Annotated in this window: 12 protein-coding genes; 6 read left to right on the top strand and 6 right to left on the bottom strand. The window is 66.8% G+C overall.

Going from position 1 to position 14,609, the window contains the following annotated elements:
* Nucleotides 1-50: 50 nt before the first annotated feature.
* Both TPR58_RS01205 and clpB read left to right on the top strand, forming a co-directional pair.
* Nucleotides 51-467 carry an acyl-CoA thioesterase gene (locus TPR58_RS01205; RefSeq protein ID WP_346244771.1) on the top strand — a complete coding sequence of 139 codons (417 nt, stop codon included), beginning with the start codon at nt 51-53 and terminating at the stop codon, nt 465-467.
* Nucleotides 468-605: 138 nt separating this feature from the next.
* Nucleotides 606-3,185, top strand: coding sequence for an ATP-dependent chaperone ClpB (gene clpB, locus TPR58_RS01200; RefSeq protein ID WP_346244770.1), 2,580 nt, complete (start codon nt 606-608; stop codon nt 3,183-3,185).
* Nucleotides 3,186-3,195: 10 nt separating this feature from the next.
* Here the strand turns inward: clpB and TPR58_RS01195 are convergent, their stop codons facing one another.
* Nucleotides 3,196-4,185: a TauD/TfdA family dioxygenase gene (locus tag TPR58_RS01195; protein ID WP_346244769.1), complete on the bottom strand. Its 990-nt coding sequence runs from the start codon at nt 4,183-4,185 to the stop codon at nt 3,196-3,198.
* A 50-nt stretch (nt 4,186-4,235) separates the two neighbouring features.
* Here TPR58_RS01195 and TPR58_RS01190 point away from each other — a divergent pair, with 50 nt between their 5' ends.
* A complete protein-coding gene (locus TPR58_RS01190) occupies nt 4,236-5,204 on the top strand; it encodes a hypothetical protein (RefSeq protein ID WP_346244768.1) in 969 nt (322 codons plus the stop codon).
* On the opposite strand, the gene TPR58_RS01185 is transcribed toward TPR58_RS01190, so the two are convergent.
* A complete protein-coding gene (locus TPR58_RS01185) occupies nt 5,194-6,498 on the bottom strand; it encodes an aspartyl/asparaginyl beta-hydroxylase domain-containing protein (RefSeq protein WP_346244767.1) in 1,305 nt (434 codons plus the stop codon). The genes TPR58_RS01190 and TPR58_RS01185 overlap by 11 nt on opposite strands.
* 55 nt (nt 6,499-6,553) lie before the next feature.
* Between TPR58_RS01185 and TPR58_RS01180 the strand changes: the two genes are divergently transcribed.
* Nucleotides 6,554-7,585 (top strand): hypothetical protein, encoded by a 1,032-nt coding sequence (locus TPR58_RS01180; RefSeq protein ID WP_346244766.1) that lies wholly within the window; start codon nt 6,554-6,556, stop codon nt 7,583-7,585.
* Between the two features lie 18 nt (nt 7,586-7,603).
* Here the strand turns inward: TPR58_RS01180 and TPR58_RS01175 are convergent, their stop codons facing one another.
* On the bottom strand, nt 7,604-7,864 hold the full coding sequence (locus TPR58_RS01175; protein WP_346244765.1) for a hypothetical protein: 261 nt from the start codon (nt 7,862-7,864) through the stop codon (nt 7,604-7,606).
* Nucleotides 7,865-7,986: 122 nt separating this feature from the next.
* Here TPR58_RS01175 and TPR58_RS01170 point away from each other — a divergent pair, with 122 nt between their 5' ends.
* Nucleotides 7,987-9,576, top strand: a complete 1,590-nt coding sequence (locus TPR58_RS01170) for a tetratricopeptide repeat-containing sulfotransferase family protein (protein WP_346244764.1) — start codon at nt 7,987-7,989, stop codon at nt 9,574-9,576.
* 60 nt (nt 9,577-9,636) lie between these two features.
* On the opposite strand, the gene TPR58_RS01165 is transcribed toward TPR58_RS01170, so the two are convergent.
* A complete protein-coding gene (locus TPR58_RS01165) occupies nt 9,637-12,735 on the bottom strand; it encodes a TonB-dependent receptor domain-containing protein (RefSeq protein WP_346244763.1) in 3,099 nt (1,032 codons plus the stop codon).
* A gap of 252 nt (nt 12,736-12,987) precedes the next feature.
* Between TPR58_RS01165 and TPR58_RS01160 the strand changes: the two genes are divergently transcribed.
* Complete coding sequence (locus TPR58_RS01160) at nt 12,988-13,506, top strand: hypothetical protein (RefSeq protein WP_346244762.1); 519 nt, start codon at nt 12,988-12,990, stop codon at nt 13,504-13,506.
* A gap of 9 nt (nt 13,507-13,515) precedes the next feature.
* Here the strand turns inward: TPR58_RS01160 and TPR58_RS01155 are convergent, their stop codons facing one another.
* Both TPR58_RS01155 and TPR58_RS01150 read right to left on the bottom strand, forming a co-directional pair.
* Entirely contained in the window at nt 13,516-14,406 is an 891-nt protein-coding gene (locus TPR58_RS01155; RefSeq protein WP_346244761.1) for a M23 family metallopeptidase, read from the bottom strand.
* On the bottom strand, nt 14,406-14,603 hold the full coding sequence (locus tag TPR58_RS01150) for a DUF2093 domain-containing protein (RefSeq protein WP_346244760.1): 198 nt from the start codon (nt 14,601-14,603) through the stop codon (nt 14,406-14,408). The genes TPR58_RS01155 and TPR58_RS01150 overlap by 1 nt, the downstream gene beginning before the upstream one ends.
* Nucleotides 14,604-14,609 lie beyond the last annotated feature (6 nt).

Below are 14,609 nucleotides of genomic sequence, written 5' to 3'. Positions count from 1 at the left end.
TGCGCGTCCCGAACTGGCGAATCCATGCGCGGGCGGCTAAGCGCTCGCCCATGCCCAGCACCGACTTCTCCACCCGCTTCCGCGTCCGCTATTCCGAGATCGACGGCCAGAAGATCGTCTTCAACTCGCGCTATCTCGAATATGCCGATGTCGTCCTCGGCGATTTCTGGCGCTGGACCGGGCTTGAGGAGATCGGCGCCGACTGGCTCGATGCCGAGTTCAACATCGTCCGCGCCACGCTCAACTATCGCCAGCCCTTCCGCTTCGGCGACACGGTCGAGGGCCGCGCGCGGATCGACAGGGTCGGCAATTCCAGCCTGACCCACACGGTCGAGCTGCTCCACGCCGAAACCGGCGAGCTCCACGCGACGATCGAGATCGTCTCGGTCCATGTCGACCTGGCCACGCGCAAGTCGGTTGCGATCCCGGACAGCGTCCGCGGCCGGCTCGAGGCATTGGTCAACTAAACGGACCATTCAAAAGGCAATAGGATTTTTCCTACGCTGGTCGCGACGGCCGGGCTTCCCTACATTGTTCGACGGACGGATCTTGTGTTGCATAATTGCAACACTATCTCTCGCAGTGCGAACTGAACAGGGACCAAGATGAACCTCGAGAAATTCACCGACCGCGCCAAGGGCTTTCTCCAGTCCGCGCAAACCGTGTCGATCCGCAACAGCCACCAGCGCATCAGCACCGAGCACCTCCTGAAGGCCCTGCTCGAGGACGAACAGGGCATGGCCAGCGGCCTGATCGCCGCCGCCGGCGGCGACGCCAAGCGCGCCCTCGCCGAAACCGACGCCGCCCTCGCCAGGGTCCCCGCTGTCACCGGCGGCGGCGCCCAGCAGACCCCCGGCCTCGACAACGATCTGGTCCGCGTCCTCGACCAGGCCGAGCAGATCGCCCAGAAGGCCGGCGACAGCTATGTCACCGTCGAGCGCATGCTCCTCGCCCTCGTCCTCGCGACCACCACCGCCGCCGGCAAGGCGCTGGCCGCCGCCGGCGTGAAGGCAGGGGCGCTCAACGCCGCGATCACCCAGCTGCGCGGCGGCCGCACCGCCGACACTGCGGGTGCCGAAGATCGCTACGACGCGCTCAAGAAATTCGCCCGCGACCTCACCGCAGACGCCCGCGCCGGCAAGCTCGATCCGGTCATCGGCCGCGACGAGGAAATCCGCCGCACCATCCAGATCCTGGCCCGCCGCACCAAAAACAACCCCGTCCTGATCGGCGAACCCGGCGTCGGCAAGACCGCGATCGCCGAAGGCCTCGCGCTGCGCATGGTCAATGGCGACGTCCCCGACGGCCTGAAGGACCGCACGCTGATGGCGCTCGACATGGGCAGCCTGATCGCCGGCGCGAAATATCGCGGCGAGTTCGAGGAACGGCTGAAGGGCGTGCTCGACGAAGTGAAGGCTGCCGAGGGCGACATCGTCCTGTTCATCGACGAGATGCACACGCTGATCGGCGCGGGCAAGAGCGAAGGCGCGATGGACGCCGGCAATTTGCTGAAGCCCGCCCTGGCGCGCGGCGAGCTCCACTGTATCGGCGCGACCACGCTCGACGAATATCGCAAATATGTCGAAAAGGACGCCGCGCTCCAGCGCCGCTTCCAGCCGGTGTTCGTCGGCGAGCCGACGGTCGAGGACACGATCTCGATCCTGCGCGGGCTGAAGGAAAAGTACGAGCTGCACCACGGCGTGCGGATCACCGACGGCGCGATCGTCGCCGCCGCGACATTGTCGCATCGCTACATCACCGACCGGTTCCTGCCCGACAAGGCGATCGACCTGATGGACGAGGCCGCGTCGCGCATCCGCATGGAAGTGGAGTCCAAGCCCGAGGAGATCGAGACGCTCGACCGGCGGATCATCCAGCTCAAGATCGAGCGCGAGGCGCTGAAGAAGGAAACCGATGCGGGATCGCGCGACCGTTTGACCAACCTCGAGGCCGAGCTGGCGAATCTGGAACAGCAATCGACCGAGCTGACCACCCGCTGGCAGGCGGAAAAGGACAAGATCAACGCCGAGAGCAAGCTGAAGGAACAGCTGGACCAGGCACGGATCGAGCTGGAGCAGGCGCAGCGTCAGGGCGACCTGGCGAAGATGGCCGAACTCAACTACGGCACCATCCCCGCGCTGACCAAGCAGCTCGACGCGGCGCAGGCGACGACCAAGGGCGCGATGCTGCGCGAGGAAGTCACCGCCGACGATATCGGCGGGGTCGTCAGCCGCTGGACCGGCATCCCGGTCGATCGGATGATGGAGGGCGAGCGCGAGAAGCTGCTGAACATGGAATCGGTGCTCGCCAAGCGGGTTATCGGCCAGGCCGATGCGGTGAAGGCCGTGTCGACCGCGGTGCGCCGCAGCCGCGCGGGGCTGCAGGATCCGAACCGGCCGCTGGGCAGCTTCCTGTTCCTGGGGCCGACGGGCGTGGGCAAGACCGAGCTGACCAAGGCGCTGGCCGAATTCCTGTTCGACGATCCCAACGCGATGGTGCGCATCGACATGAGCGAGTTCATGGAGAAGCACGCGGTCGCGCGGCTGATCGGCGCGCCTCCGGGCTATGTCGGTTATGAGGAAGGCGGCGTGCTGACCGAGGCGGTGCGGCGGCGTCCCTATCAGGTCGTCCTGTTCGACGAGGTGGAGAAGGCGCATGGCGACGTGTTCAACATCCTGTTGCAGGTGCTGGACGACGGGCGGCTGACCGACGGCCAGGGCCGCACGGTCGACTTCTCGAACACGATCGTGATCCTGACCTCGAACCTGGGCAGCCAGTTCCTGACCAACCTGAGCGAGGGGCAGTCGGTCGACGATGTCGAGCCGCAGGTGATGGAGATCGTCCGCGCGCATTTCCGCCCGGAATTCCTCAACCGGCTGGACGAGATCATCCTGTTTCACCGGCTGGCCGCGGACCATATGGCGCCGATCGTCGACATCCAGGTCGCGCGCGTCGGCAAGCTGCTGAAGGACCGCAAGATCACGATCAACCTGACCGATGCCGCGCGCGCCTGGCTGGGCCGGGTCGGCTATGATCCCGTCTATGGCGCGCGCCCGCTGAAGCGCGCGGTCCAGCGCTATCTGCAGGATCCGCTGGCGGACCTGATCCTGCGCGGCGACGTGCGCGACGGATCGACGGTCGATGTCGATGAGGGCGACGGCGCGCTGACGCTGACCGTGGCCTGAGCCTTCGGGCTCAGCGTGCGGCCTGCGCCAGGACGCGCGGATGATCGGGCGGCAGCGGGGGTTCGAAATCCCGCTGTCGCCAGATCGCGTTCGCCGGTTCCTCGGGATCGGGAATGGCGAAGTCGAGATAGCCGAAGAAGGTCGCGATCAGCCGCTCGCCCGGATCGATGATCGCGGTGCGCCCGTGCATGAAGCGGCTATTGTCGAGCATCAGCACATCGCCCTGCTGCCACCCGACCGGCACGGCCAGCCGGTCGCCCGTGGCCTTGATCGCCTGCAGCCAGGCCTCGGGCACGGGATGGCCATCGTCGAGCACCGGATGGTCGGGGCGGCCGTTGTTGAACCGTGCGAACAACAGGAAATTGCCGAACGCGGGCGCATCGGTGAACATCGGCTTGTGCAGCGCCGGCCGGGTGAACACGCGAACGATGCGCCCGTCGGGCAGGCGGTGGAAACTGTACGGACAGGCAGGCGGCGGCGCGCCGAGCTGCGCATCGCTGGGGTTGGGCGTGCCGAGCCAATAGCGAAGCAGCTCGGGCCAGACCGGCTTGATGTAGAGCAAACGCCTCGGTTCGAGCGCCCGGCGCACCGCCTCCGGCATTTCGCGCACCAGCGCGACCCCGTCGCAGATCATTGTCTGGCCGCCGCGGCTGGGCGCCGACAGGCAGCCGAAAAAGGCGACATCGGGCTTCCACGGTTCGCGCGACAATTCGGGATGCAGCGCGAACGCGCCGGTGCCGCCGTCGACGGTGTGGATATTCGCCTGGGGATCGAGCGGTTGACGACCCGGGCTCTCGTTCACCACCCCGGTCGAACAGAAGCTGCGCGCAAAGCCGCGAAATTGCGGCACATCGGCGCCGAAGCCGCGAAACAGCAGGGCGCCATGGGTCTTGTACAGATCGACGATCGCGGTCCGATCGAGATCGGCAAGCGCGGCCTCGCCGTCGGCCTCGATCACGACGTGCGGCTGGCCCGGCTGGGGAAGGCGGATGGTCGGCATGGTCCCGCCGGGATAGCCGCCCCGATGGCCGCGCGCTATAGCCGGACGCGATGTCCCTGACGATCGACGACCTGTTCGCCTCGCCCGACCATTATCTCCATTCTTACGAGGGGGATGCGGCGCTGTTCGTGCCGATGCACCGGGCGGCCTATCATCGATCGATCTTCCTCGACGGGCGGATCCAGCCCGCGGCAACCGGGACGATGGCGCTTCCCGTGGCGACGCTCGCCGGCTCGATTCCTCCCCCGGCAGCGACCGCCTGGATCTTTCACATGGCGCATTGCGGATCGACCCTGCTTGCCCGCGCGCTCGACGATCCGGGGGGCAGCCTGGTGCTGCGCGAGCCCCTGGCGCTGCGCCAGACCGCGATCCAGTCCGATCCGCTCAGGCTGGCGCTGACCACCGCGATGATCGGCAAGCGCTACCGCGCCGATGCGCCGACGTTGGTCAAGGCGAACGTCCCGGTGAATTTCCTGCTGCCTCAGCTGACCGCGATCGATGGGGAGGCAGCAGCGATCCTGCTCTATCTGCCGCTGCGCGACTATCTGCTGGCGATCCTGCGCAGCGACAATCACCGCAACTGGCTGCGCAATGTCACCGGGTTGATGGCGCCGCATCTGGGCGACCTGTCGGCGCTGAGCGATGCCGAACGCGCCGCCGCCTTGTGGCTGGGGCAGATCGATCGCTTTGCCCAGGCGTTGGCGGCACTGCCGAATGCGCGGGTGCTGGATGCCGAGCGGTTCTTCACCGATCCGCTGCCGGTCCTGACGGCTGCCGCGACGCAGCTTGGCCTGCCGCTGGAGCCGGCCGAGTTGGCGCGGACCGTCGCCGGACCCTTGTTCGCGACCTATTCGAAGAATCCGCAGGTCGCGTTCGACAATGCCGACCGCCTGGCGCGCCGCGCCGAGCTGGAACGTGCGATCGGACCCGAACTCGATGCGGCAAGCGCCTGGATCGAGAGCGCGGCGCCGGGCCGCGATCCGCTCGCGCCGCTGGTCGAACGCGCGCTTATTCGCTGATGTCGATCGCGCCGCGGGGCGCATCCTGCGAATTGCCGGCGATCGAATAGAAGCGCTTCAACAGCGCGCGCTCGGCGTCGGAAATATAGGGGTTCCAGACGTCGAAGATCAGGATGGCGCGCAGCTGGTCCGATCGGTTCCACGCCTCATGCTCGATCGTGTCGTCGAACGCCCAGGCCTCGCCCTCGCGCCAGTCGCGCGTCTCGCCGCCGACGCGGAAGCTGCAGCCGGGCGGAACGATCAGCGGCAGGTGGATGATCGTCCGGACGTTGCTAACCCCAGTGTGCGCCGGAAGATGGGCACCGGGTCGCAGCAGCGAGAAGAAAACGGTCGGCGTGCGGCCGGGCAGGTCCGACAGCGGCAGCGTGTCGATCAGCGCGGCGGTCTGGGGCACGCGGGCGCAGATGGCGTCGTCGCGCTTCCCGTCCTTCCACAAATGCATCGCGCCCCAGTCGAGCGACTGATCGAGCGCGGACCATTTGTTCTGCGGGGTGCCCGGCGCCATCGCGACATAGGGACGGATCGCCGCGGCATCCTGCGCCAGCACCGCCTCGAGCTCGGCGCGGATCACGCCGGTGTTCGCCTCCAGCTCGGAAAACCAGGGGAACAGCTCGCGCGGGAAGAACTCGTCGGCGGGCAGGAAGGGGAAGTGCAGCCCGGCGCACTGATTTGCGTAGATTTGCCGCCGCCCCAGCGCATGGTCGATACAGGCATCGAAACGACGCAGGTCGCCAGGCGCGCAGTCCGATCGCGCGTCCGCAAGTTCGCGCGTCACCGTGTCGGCGAAGCCGCTGCGCTGGCGCGTCACCACGTCGCGAGCATGTTCGAGCATCATGTCCAGCGCGGGGCTGCGCTCCTCGATCATCGGCGCCATCGCGAGCACGCCGCTCCAGCGATCGGCGGCGCCCTCCAGATCCCCGGTACGCTCATGCAGTTCGGCGAGCCTGACCAGCGCCATGAAGTGCCGTTGGTCGATCGACAGCGCACCTTCCAGCGCGGCCCGCTCTCCGTCCGCATCCCCCTGTTCGCGCATCGCCCGCGCCAGGTTCATCCGCAATTCGGGTGAGGCCGGATCGGCGGCGATCGCTCGGTTCAGCAGCGATATGGCCTCCTCGAACCTGCCAAGTCCGATTGCATGAAGGCCGAGCGCATTGAGCGCCAGCGGATGGTCGCCCGCACGCGCAATCACGTCGCGGAAGATTTCCGCTGCCCGTTCGGCGCGTCCCGCGCGGCGTTCGCCGATCGCGGTACGCAGCATCTGATCGATCTGCCCCTGGTCCACGACGGGAGGCATAACCGGCCCCCAGCCGCTAGACAATGGAGGCGGGGTCGCGCAGAAATGGTCCATCATGGCACTGCCGACATCGATCCCCGCCGCGGTCGCCGATCCCTCGTGGCTGGCCCATCGCTACGACCCCGGTCACGATGCCGTGCACTTGGTGCGGGTGCCGCGCGAGACGCATCGCCGCGTCACGTTCCTGACCGACGACTATCTGCCCGCAGGCGCGCCGCCGCTGATCGTCCGCCGCGCCGATGCGATGGCAGCACGACCAATGCCGGCGCCGATCCACTTCATCTTCCATTCGGCCTATTGCTGCTCGACGCTGCTGGCGCGCGCGGTCGACCGGCCCGGATGGGCAATGGGGCTGAAGGAGCCGGTGATCCTCAACGACCTGGTCGGCTGGCGCCGCCGGGGCGGGGCGGTGCCGGACATGGCGCGCGTGCTGGACGATGTGTTGACGCTGCTCGCCCGCCCGTTCGCACCCGGAGAGGCAGTGATCGTCAAGCCGTCGACCGTCGCCAACTCGATTGCCGGCGCGATGCTGACGGTGCGACCGGAGGCGCGAGCGCTGCTGCTCCATGCGCCGCTGCGTACCTATCTAGGCTCGATCGCGAAAAAGGGGATCGACGGGCGGCTGTGGGTCCGCACGATGCTGACCGGGATGCTCGACGACGGGCTGATCGACCTGGGCTTCACGCCGCGCGACCTGCTCGGCTTGACCGATCTTCAGGTCGCGGCAGTCACCTGGCTGGCGCATCAGAAACTGTTTGCCGCGCTGGTCGCGAAGTTCGGACCGGATCGTATCCGGACGATCGACAGCGCGATGCTGATGGCGCGTCCCGGGGACAGCCTGGACGCGCTGGCGCGACTCTATGCCCGTCCGCTCGACCCGGACGCTGTCGCTGAAATCACTGCCGGCCCGGCCTTCCAGACGCATTCCAAGTCGGGCGACCGGTTCGACGCGGGCGATCGATCGGCCGAGCACCGCGATGCCGCGACGCTCCATGCCGACGAGATCGACAAGGTGGCGCGGTGGAGCGACGCGGTGGCCGCCAATGCCGGCGTGCCGGTCAGCCTCGCCGCGCCGCTGATCGGCTGACGCGGCGCGCGGTCGAAATCAGCAGGGACCGCCGCTTCCGCTGTTGCGGCAGGAATTCGCGGGAGCGCTGTTGGATCGTACCTCGGCAGTTTCGCGGTCCCACTCGCGCCGGGTCTTGCAGGTCTTGTAGCCCTTTACGAGCGATCCGGTTTCCACGAACCGTTTGCAGACCTTCTCGTCCTGCCGATCGACGGCGGGCGCTTTCGGTGCAGGCGTGGACGTCTGCCCGGCGGTCTGGACCGAGAGCAGCGATAACGACATCAAGCTAATGGCAATCACGACAAAGCCTCCGCAAATGCTGATACAGCACAGCCCGCAACGATGATAGAAACGGTGTCTCAGACATGTCAAACAGAGTCATCAAGCGCCCGCCATCGGCCGGCGATGTCCAGCAATTCAGGGTGAAAATCGGGCAGTCGCTCGCGACCGGCGAGATCGTGCGCGCGGCCGAAACGGCGCTCGCCGCGCTTGAGCGCGGAATCGAGGAACCGCTGATCCTGAATCTTGCCGCATGGCGTCGTGAGGAGGATGGAGATTTCGGCGCCGCGCACGATCTGCTCCAGCGCGCGCTGGTCCTGTCGCCGGGCGATGTGATGATCCTGGGGTCGATCGGCGCGGTCCTGCGCAAGCAGGGATTTTACGAGGCTGCGATCGAGATCCTCGACAAGGTGGTCGCGACCGAACCGCGTCATAGCGCCGCCTGGCTGGAGCGCGGTTATGTGCTCGACGCACTGCGCCGCGAGAGCGACGCCGCGGACAGCTATCGACAGGCGCTGACGATCGATCCGCGGCTGGCACCGGCGCTCGGCAAGCTGGCGGACGCCGCCGCCCGGCGCGGGGAGGGAGAGGGCGCGCGCGATCTTGCGGATCGTGCGCTGGCGATCGATCCACAAGAGCCCGCGGCGACCTGCGCGCTGGCGATCCTTGCCAATGAAGCGAAGGACGGGGCGACGGCGGAAGCGCTGCTGCGCCCGCTGCTGGCAGGATCGGTGGCGCCTGAGGATCGGACGCGGGCGCTGACCCTGCTGGGCGACGCGCTCGACCGGCAGGACCGCACCACCGAGGCGTTCGCGACCTGGCGCGACGCGCAGCGCAGCTTTCGCGACGCCTATCGCGCGCGGCTGGAGCCCGGGCCGGACCGTCCCGCCCACCGAGCGTTCATCGACCGCATCCGCGAGCAGGTCGAGGAGACGGGTCCGGTCACTGCGCTGCCGGCGGCCGCGCCGGTCGACGGGCAAGCGGCCATCCATGTGTTCCTGCTGGGCTATCCCCGGTCGGGCACCACATTGATCGAGAATGTCCTGGCGAGCGCCCCCGATGTCGTCGCGCTCGAGGAGCGCGACACGTTGATCGATACCGATCGGGCATTGCTGGGCAATGACGGGACGATGGCGGACCTCGACGCGCTGTCGCCGGGCAAACTGGAGCGGCTGCGATCGGCCTATTGGGCCCGGGTTGCCGATCTGGGCGGCCCGGTCGCCGGCAAGACGCTGGTCGACATGAACCCGTTCAACGGCGTCAAGCTGCCGATCCTGGCGCGGATCTTCCCGCAGGCACGGTTCGTGATCATGCGCCGCGATCCGCGCGACGTGGTTCTGAGCTGTTTCCGGATCAATTTCACGCCGGGGTCGGCCGCCTGGGCGTTCAGCGATCTGGAAGAGGCCGCGCTTCATTATGATGCGCTGAAGCGGCTGATCGATCGCTGCATGGAGATGTTGCCGGTCGCCTTCCACGAAGTCCGATACGACCGGCTGGTCACCGAGTTCGAACCGACAGTGCGCGCGCTGGCCGACTTCATCGGGCTGGAATGGACCGACGATTTCGCACGGTTCGACCGGACGGCAAAGAATCGCGGCGTCCGGACGGCAAGCGAAACCCAGGTGCGCAAGGGCCTGTACAATGGCGGCGGACAATGGCGCCGCTATGCCGATGAACTCGCCCCGGTCCTGCCGATCCTCGCGCCCTGGATCGATCGCTTCGGCGCCGATTAGAAGTAAAAAAAAGGGGGCGGGCATTGCTGCCCACCCCCCTCTTGTCTTGTGGAACGTGCCTTAGAACTTGAGGCGCGCACCGACTGCATAACGGCGACCCAGCGCGTCGTAGGTCGACGGATAGGTGTTGCCGCTGTTGAACGAGGTCGAGCCGATGGTGCCGCCGACGATCGGCGGTTCGCGGTCGAACAGGTTCTGGACGGTGAAGGTCAGGTCGAAATGCTCGCCCACGCCGAAACGGGTCGAGAGATCGAAATAGTCGTATGACGGGATCCGCCCGAAATTGACTTCGCGACCTGCAAGAACGCCCGCGCCGATCGTGCCGGAGAAGGCAACGGTGCCCGGCTCGGCCTGCATCTTGCCGATGTGGCGCCACTGCAGCGACACGTCGACATCGCCGAAGCTGAGCGTGGTGCGCTGCCGCCAGCTGAACTCCGGCTGGATCGAGCCCGCCGAAGACGACGGGCCGGCCGAACCCGGCGAACCGCAATCCTGGCTGTAATAGCCGACGCACTCACGCGGTGCGACGACCGGAAGCGCGCCGCCAGCACCCGGATAGGTCGGCGGGATCACTGCACCTGGAGCGAGCGACTGGAACCGCGAACGGTTGGTCCAGTTGCCGAAGAAGGTGAAGTTCAGCTTCGCAAAGCCCAGGTCGCGACGATAGGCCGCGTTCAGGTCGATACCGTCGGTCAGGATGATGCCCGAGTTCGATGCCGGGAAGATCAGACCACGGGTCGTGGCCGGATCGCCGTCAAGACCGCCGGTAACCGGGTTGCGCGAGAAGAGTGCGCAAATCGGGTTGGTGGTGCTGGCGCCGGCGCCGGTGTTGTCACCGAAACAGCCATCGACCAGATCGCCCGGCGTGGGCTGCGAAATCGCCTTCTCGATGCGGATGTTGTAATAGTCGACCGAGATCGACAGACCCGGAACGAAGCTGGGCTGGAACACCACACCGCCGGTGAAGCTGTCCGACGTTTCCGGCCGCAGATAGGTACCGCCCGCAGTGGTGGCGTTTGCCTGACCTGAGGTCGGGTTCTGGATCGAGCCGATCGAGCTGAGCGGCGCGCCCTGGGCGAGACAGACGGCGCGCAGCGTCGCATTGTTCACCGGATTCGCACCGCGGCACGGATCGACCGCCAGGTTGGTCAGGCCGGTGTTAACCGGAGAGAACAGTTCGGCGATGTTCGGTGCACGGACCGCGCGCTGATAGTTGCCGCGGACCTTGAAGCCCTCGACCGGTTCCCAGGTACCACCGACCTTGTAGGTGGTGGTGTTGTAGCTGGGGTCGCCCGGCGCTTCGACGCTGTACGACGAGTAGCGGATACCGCCTTCCAGGGTGAAGCCGTCGAACACCGGGGCGATCAACTCGCCATAGACTTCCTTGACGTCATAGGCGCCGTAGAAGTTGGGCACGGCACCGCCGGCACCGCCGAGTTCGCCCGCGGTCTGCGAGAGAACGTCCGCGGTCTGGCGTGCGGTGTACTTGCGATACTCGGCACCGAGCGCGAAGCCGATCGACTGATCCGAGAACAGGTTAACGCCGAGATCACCGCTCAACAGGGCACGTGCCTGGGTGAGTGAGGTGAGCTGGGCAGTCCCGGCCGATGCGGTGAGGTACGGCGCCATCGCTGGCGTGATCGAGCCGTCCGCGCCGAAGATGTTGACGGGGACGCAGCCCGAGCCCGCATTGGTCGCGGCACCGGCGCTTGCGAGCGGCGGCAGCAACGGGTTCGGGTTGTTGACCGTCGGCGAGGCGCCGAGGTTACAGCTGGTTGCGCTGGTGGTGTAGACCGCGGTGCGCAGACGCGAGATCAGCACATAGCCGTCCTGCTGCTGGCGGTTCTCGGACTCACCATAGCTGCCCGAAACATCCAGCGAGACGCTCTCGCTGAACTTGACCTTCACGCCCGCGCGGTAATCGAAGAACTGCGTCACGAACTCGGACGTGCGCGGCCCAAGCTCGGTGGTGCGGCGGCCGACGGTCGTCGTGAAGCTGCGGAAATTGGGGTCGTTCGGGTTGGTGGCTGCCGCCGCTGCATCGCACTGTGCGGTGGTCAGCGTCTGGATGCCGGCGGTGTTGGGATCGAAGTCGTTGTTCGCGCAGAACTGGGCACGAGCCGAGGCCGGCAGGAACGGGTTGCTGACCGGGATGGTCAGCAGCTGACCGAACACACCCGACGGCGCGATGATCGTGTTGACCTTGTTCTTCGAGAAGATGCCGCGGGTATAGACCTCGACATTGTCGGTCACTTCGTAGCGCGCGGCGCCGAAGATGTTGAACCGCTCGAACGGCGTCTGGAAGACGTTGTACGGGTTGAAGTTGAAGCCGTCGCGTGCGCCCGAATAGGGACGAAGCGTGCCGGTGCCCGGAACGATCGAGAAATACGAGCTCGGCAGGGTGAAGCGCGCCGGAACCGTCGTGCCGGAACCGCCGCGGCTGCCCGAGGTCGAGGTGTAGTTGTTCAGCGAAATCTCGCGCGCGCCCTGATAGACCGCGTTCGAGTGCTGGTAACCGATCGACAGCACCGCGTTGCCGCGGCCGTCGTCGAAGTTTGCGCCCATGGTGATGTCACCACGGAAATAGGCGCCGTCGCCGCGCTCGGTCAGCTGGTTCGACAGCGAAACCTCGAGGCCCGAGAAATCGCGCTTGGTGATGAAGTTCAGCACGCCCGAAACCGCGTCCGCACCATAGGTGGTCGCAGCACCGCCGGTCAGGGCGTCGACGCGCTCGACAAGCGCCAGCGGAATGTTGTTGAGATCGACGCGACCCACGCTGCTGGACGGGGTGATGCGAGTGCCGTCGAGCAGGACGACGTTACGGAAGTTGCCGAGGCCGCGAAGATCGGCGAAGGCCGAGCCGCCATTGCCGTTGTTCACCGCCGAGCCGATGCTGGGCACCGCGCCGGGAAGGTCGCGCAGCACTTCCTCTGCAGTGTTGCTCTGACGCAGGCCGATTTCCTCGGACCCGATCACGGCCACGGGGCTGGATGCGGAGAGGTTCGGATTGCCGATCAGCGTGCCGGTGACGACGATCTCGTCGGTCGGCTGTGCCTCGGTCGTTTGTGCTTCGTCCTGCGCGAACGCGGGCGTCGCGAAGGCTGCTGCGCCGACGAAAAGCGTCGATGCAAGCAACCGCGAACGGAATGCTACTTTCATTTGAGTACCCCCTAGAAGGCGCCTGTGCCTGTCTGGTGTGTTCCTGCGCACAGCTCCTCCCTTGAAAAGCTGCCACAAGTGGTAACAATCTTATCGAACCACGCGAAACGGCAAACCGTATTGTTGCAGGCGCGAAAAAATCCGGACACATTGTGGCAAATTCATCACAGTGATGTAACGGGACGACGGCATCGCTGATGTCGCGCTTGTGGCGCGCGCAGTTCCGACGGATAGTCGGCGTCGGAGGCAAGCATGCGATCAGGATATCTGTTGGGCGCGGCGCTGATCGCGGTCGTGCCCGTTTCCGCACATGCACAGGACAAGGCCGGCGAGGCGAGCGCGCTGATCGATGGGTTGATGGCCTGCCGCGGCGTCGCCGATTCAGGCGCGCGGCTCGCCTGCATGGACAAGGCGACCGCGGCGATTGCCGAGGCACGCGACAGCCGGCGGATCGTGGTCCTGGACCGGGAGAGCGCGCGCAAGGCGAAGCGGACCGTGTTCGGGTTCTCGCTGCCCAACATCAAGCTGTTCGGCGGCAATGACGAGCCTGAGGTGACCGAGATCACCGACACGGTGGAGAGCGCGGCCGAGACCGGTCACGGCCTTTGGGTGATCCGGTTGAAGGACGGTAGCAGCTGGCAGACGACCGAGGAGCAGCTCAGCTTCGGCGCCAAGGTTGGCGACAGCATCCGGATCCAGGCGGGGATCCTCGGGAGCTATCGCGCCTCCGTCAATGGCCGCCGCTCGATCCGGATCAAGCGCCTGCGCTGAGATGGCGCGCTAATTTGCCGCCGGCATCGCTCCGGCGAACAGCAACGGATCGATGCGGGCATCGCGCCATTTCATGCCCCAGTGGAGATGCGGGCCGGTCGCGCGGCCGGTGGCGCCGATCGCGCCGATCGTCTGGCCCTGGCGCACGCGGTCGCCGACGCGCACGTCGATGCGCGACAGGTGCATGAAGGCGCTGTTGAGCCCGGCGCCGTGATCGATCATCAGCAGCCGCCCTTCGAGGGTGAACGGTGCCGTGGTCGCCAGGATCACCACCCCGTCGGCAGGGGCGACGATCGGCGTTCCGGTCGGCCGGGCGACGTCGACGCCCGAATGATAGGCGCCGGGTTCGCCGGCATAGATGCGCTGCGATCCGAAGCGGGTCGAAATCCGGCCGGTCACGGGCCAGACGAAATGCTGACGCCAGCCTTCGGCGCCGGTCGTTTGCGCGCGGGCAGCGGCGATCTGTTCGAGTTCGGGCTGGCGCAGGCGGACGAATTCGGGTTGCGGGACCGGGAAGCGGGGCAGGCGATTGAGCCGGGAAATCTGCCAGGCACGCGGCGCGATGGTCAGGCTTTTCGTGACCCGGCTGCCGTCGTTGCGAGCCGCGACCAACAGCGCTTGCGGCCCGGCGTCGCGGTCGAAGGCGATCAGGAAAGCGCCGTCGCGTTCGACCGGCACCGCTGTTCCATCGAGGCTGAGGCCGGTAGTGCCGGGAGGGGCGGTACCGATGGCCCAGCCGCCCTGGGTCAATTCACCGCGCAGGCGAAACGGATCGCTCGGGTCGGACGCCGGTGCAGCAGACAGGGACTGGGCCGAGGCGGTGGCGATGCCCGCCGGCAGCTCGGCGGCGAGCAGCAACAGGACGATACCGGCCCGGACGACGCCGCGCGACAATGGCATCAGGCGAGGAGAGTCCGGGTCGCGAGTTCGGCACTGGCATAGGGTTCCTGGCGGGCAACGCTCCAGTAGCGCAGCACTTCCAGCGGAACGCGCTCGCCCGAGGCGGCGCAGACGACATGATCGCCCGGCGACAGCATGCGAAAGCCATTTGCCATATAGTGGAGCTTGGCGGCGCGAGGATTGTTCGACATCAACATGGCAGG

The organism is Sphingomonas rustica (assembly GCF_039652585.1).
GTDB classification, from domain to species: Bacteria; Pseudomonadota; Alphaproteobacteria; order Sphingomonadales; family Sphingomonadaceae; genus Sphingomonas; species Sphingomonas rustica.
The sequence above is the reverse complement of the archived record's forward strand: the minus strand, read 5'-3'. Positions and strand labels throughout refer to the sequence as shown.

What these genes read in the sequence shown, in the direction of transcription:
- TPR58_RS01195 (WP_346244769.1), bottom strand. Translation starts at nt 4,185, where the DNA reads ATGCCGACCATCCGCCTTCCCCAGCCGGGCCAGCCGCACGTCGTGATC.
- TPR58_RS01160 (WP_346244762.1), top strand. Translation starts at nt 12,988, where the DNA reads ATGCGATCAGGATATCTGTTGGGCGCGGCGCTGATCGCGGTCGTGCCC.
- clpB (WP_346244770.1), top strand. Translation starts at nt 606, where the DNA reads ATGAACCTCGAGAAATTCACCGACCGCGCCAAGGGCTTTCTCCAGTCC.
- TPR58_RS01190 (WP_346244768.1), top strand. Translation starts at nt 4,236, where the DNA reads ATGTCCCTGACGATCGACGACCTGTTCGCCTCGCCCGACCATTATCTC.
- TPR58_RS01185 (WP_346244767.1), bottom strand. Translation starts at nt 6,498, where the DNA reads ATGCCTCCCGTCGTGGACCAGGGGCAGATCGATCAGATGCTGCGTACC.
- TPR58_RS01150 (WP_346244760.1), bottom strand. Translation starts at nt 14,603, where the DNA reads ATGTTGATGTCGAACAATCCTCGCGCCGCCAAGCTCCACTATATGGCA.
- TPR58_RS01155 (WP_346244761.1), bottom strand. Translation starts at nt 14,406, where the DNA reads ATGCCATTGTCGCGCGGCGTCGTCCGGGCCGGTATCGTCCTGTTGCTG.
- TPR58_RS01205 (WP_346244771.1), top strand. Translation starts at nt 51, where the DNA reads ATGCCCAGCACCGACTTCTCCACCCGCTTCCGCGTCCGCTATTCCGAG.
- TPR58_RS01165 (WP_346244763.1), bottom strand. Translation starts at nt 12,735, where the DNA reads ATGAAAGTAGCATTCCGTTCGCGGTTGCTTGCATCGACGCTTTTCGTC.
- TPR58_RS01180 (WP_346244766.1), top strand. Translation starts at nt 6,554, where the DNA reads ATGGCACTGCCGACATCGATCCCCGCCGCGGTCGCCGATCCCTCGTGG.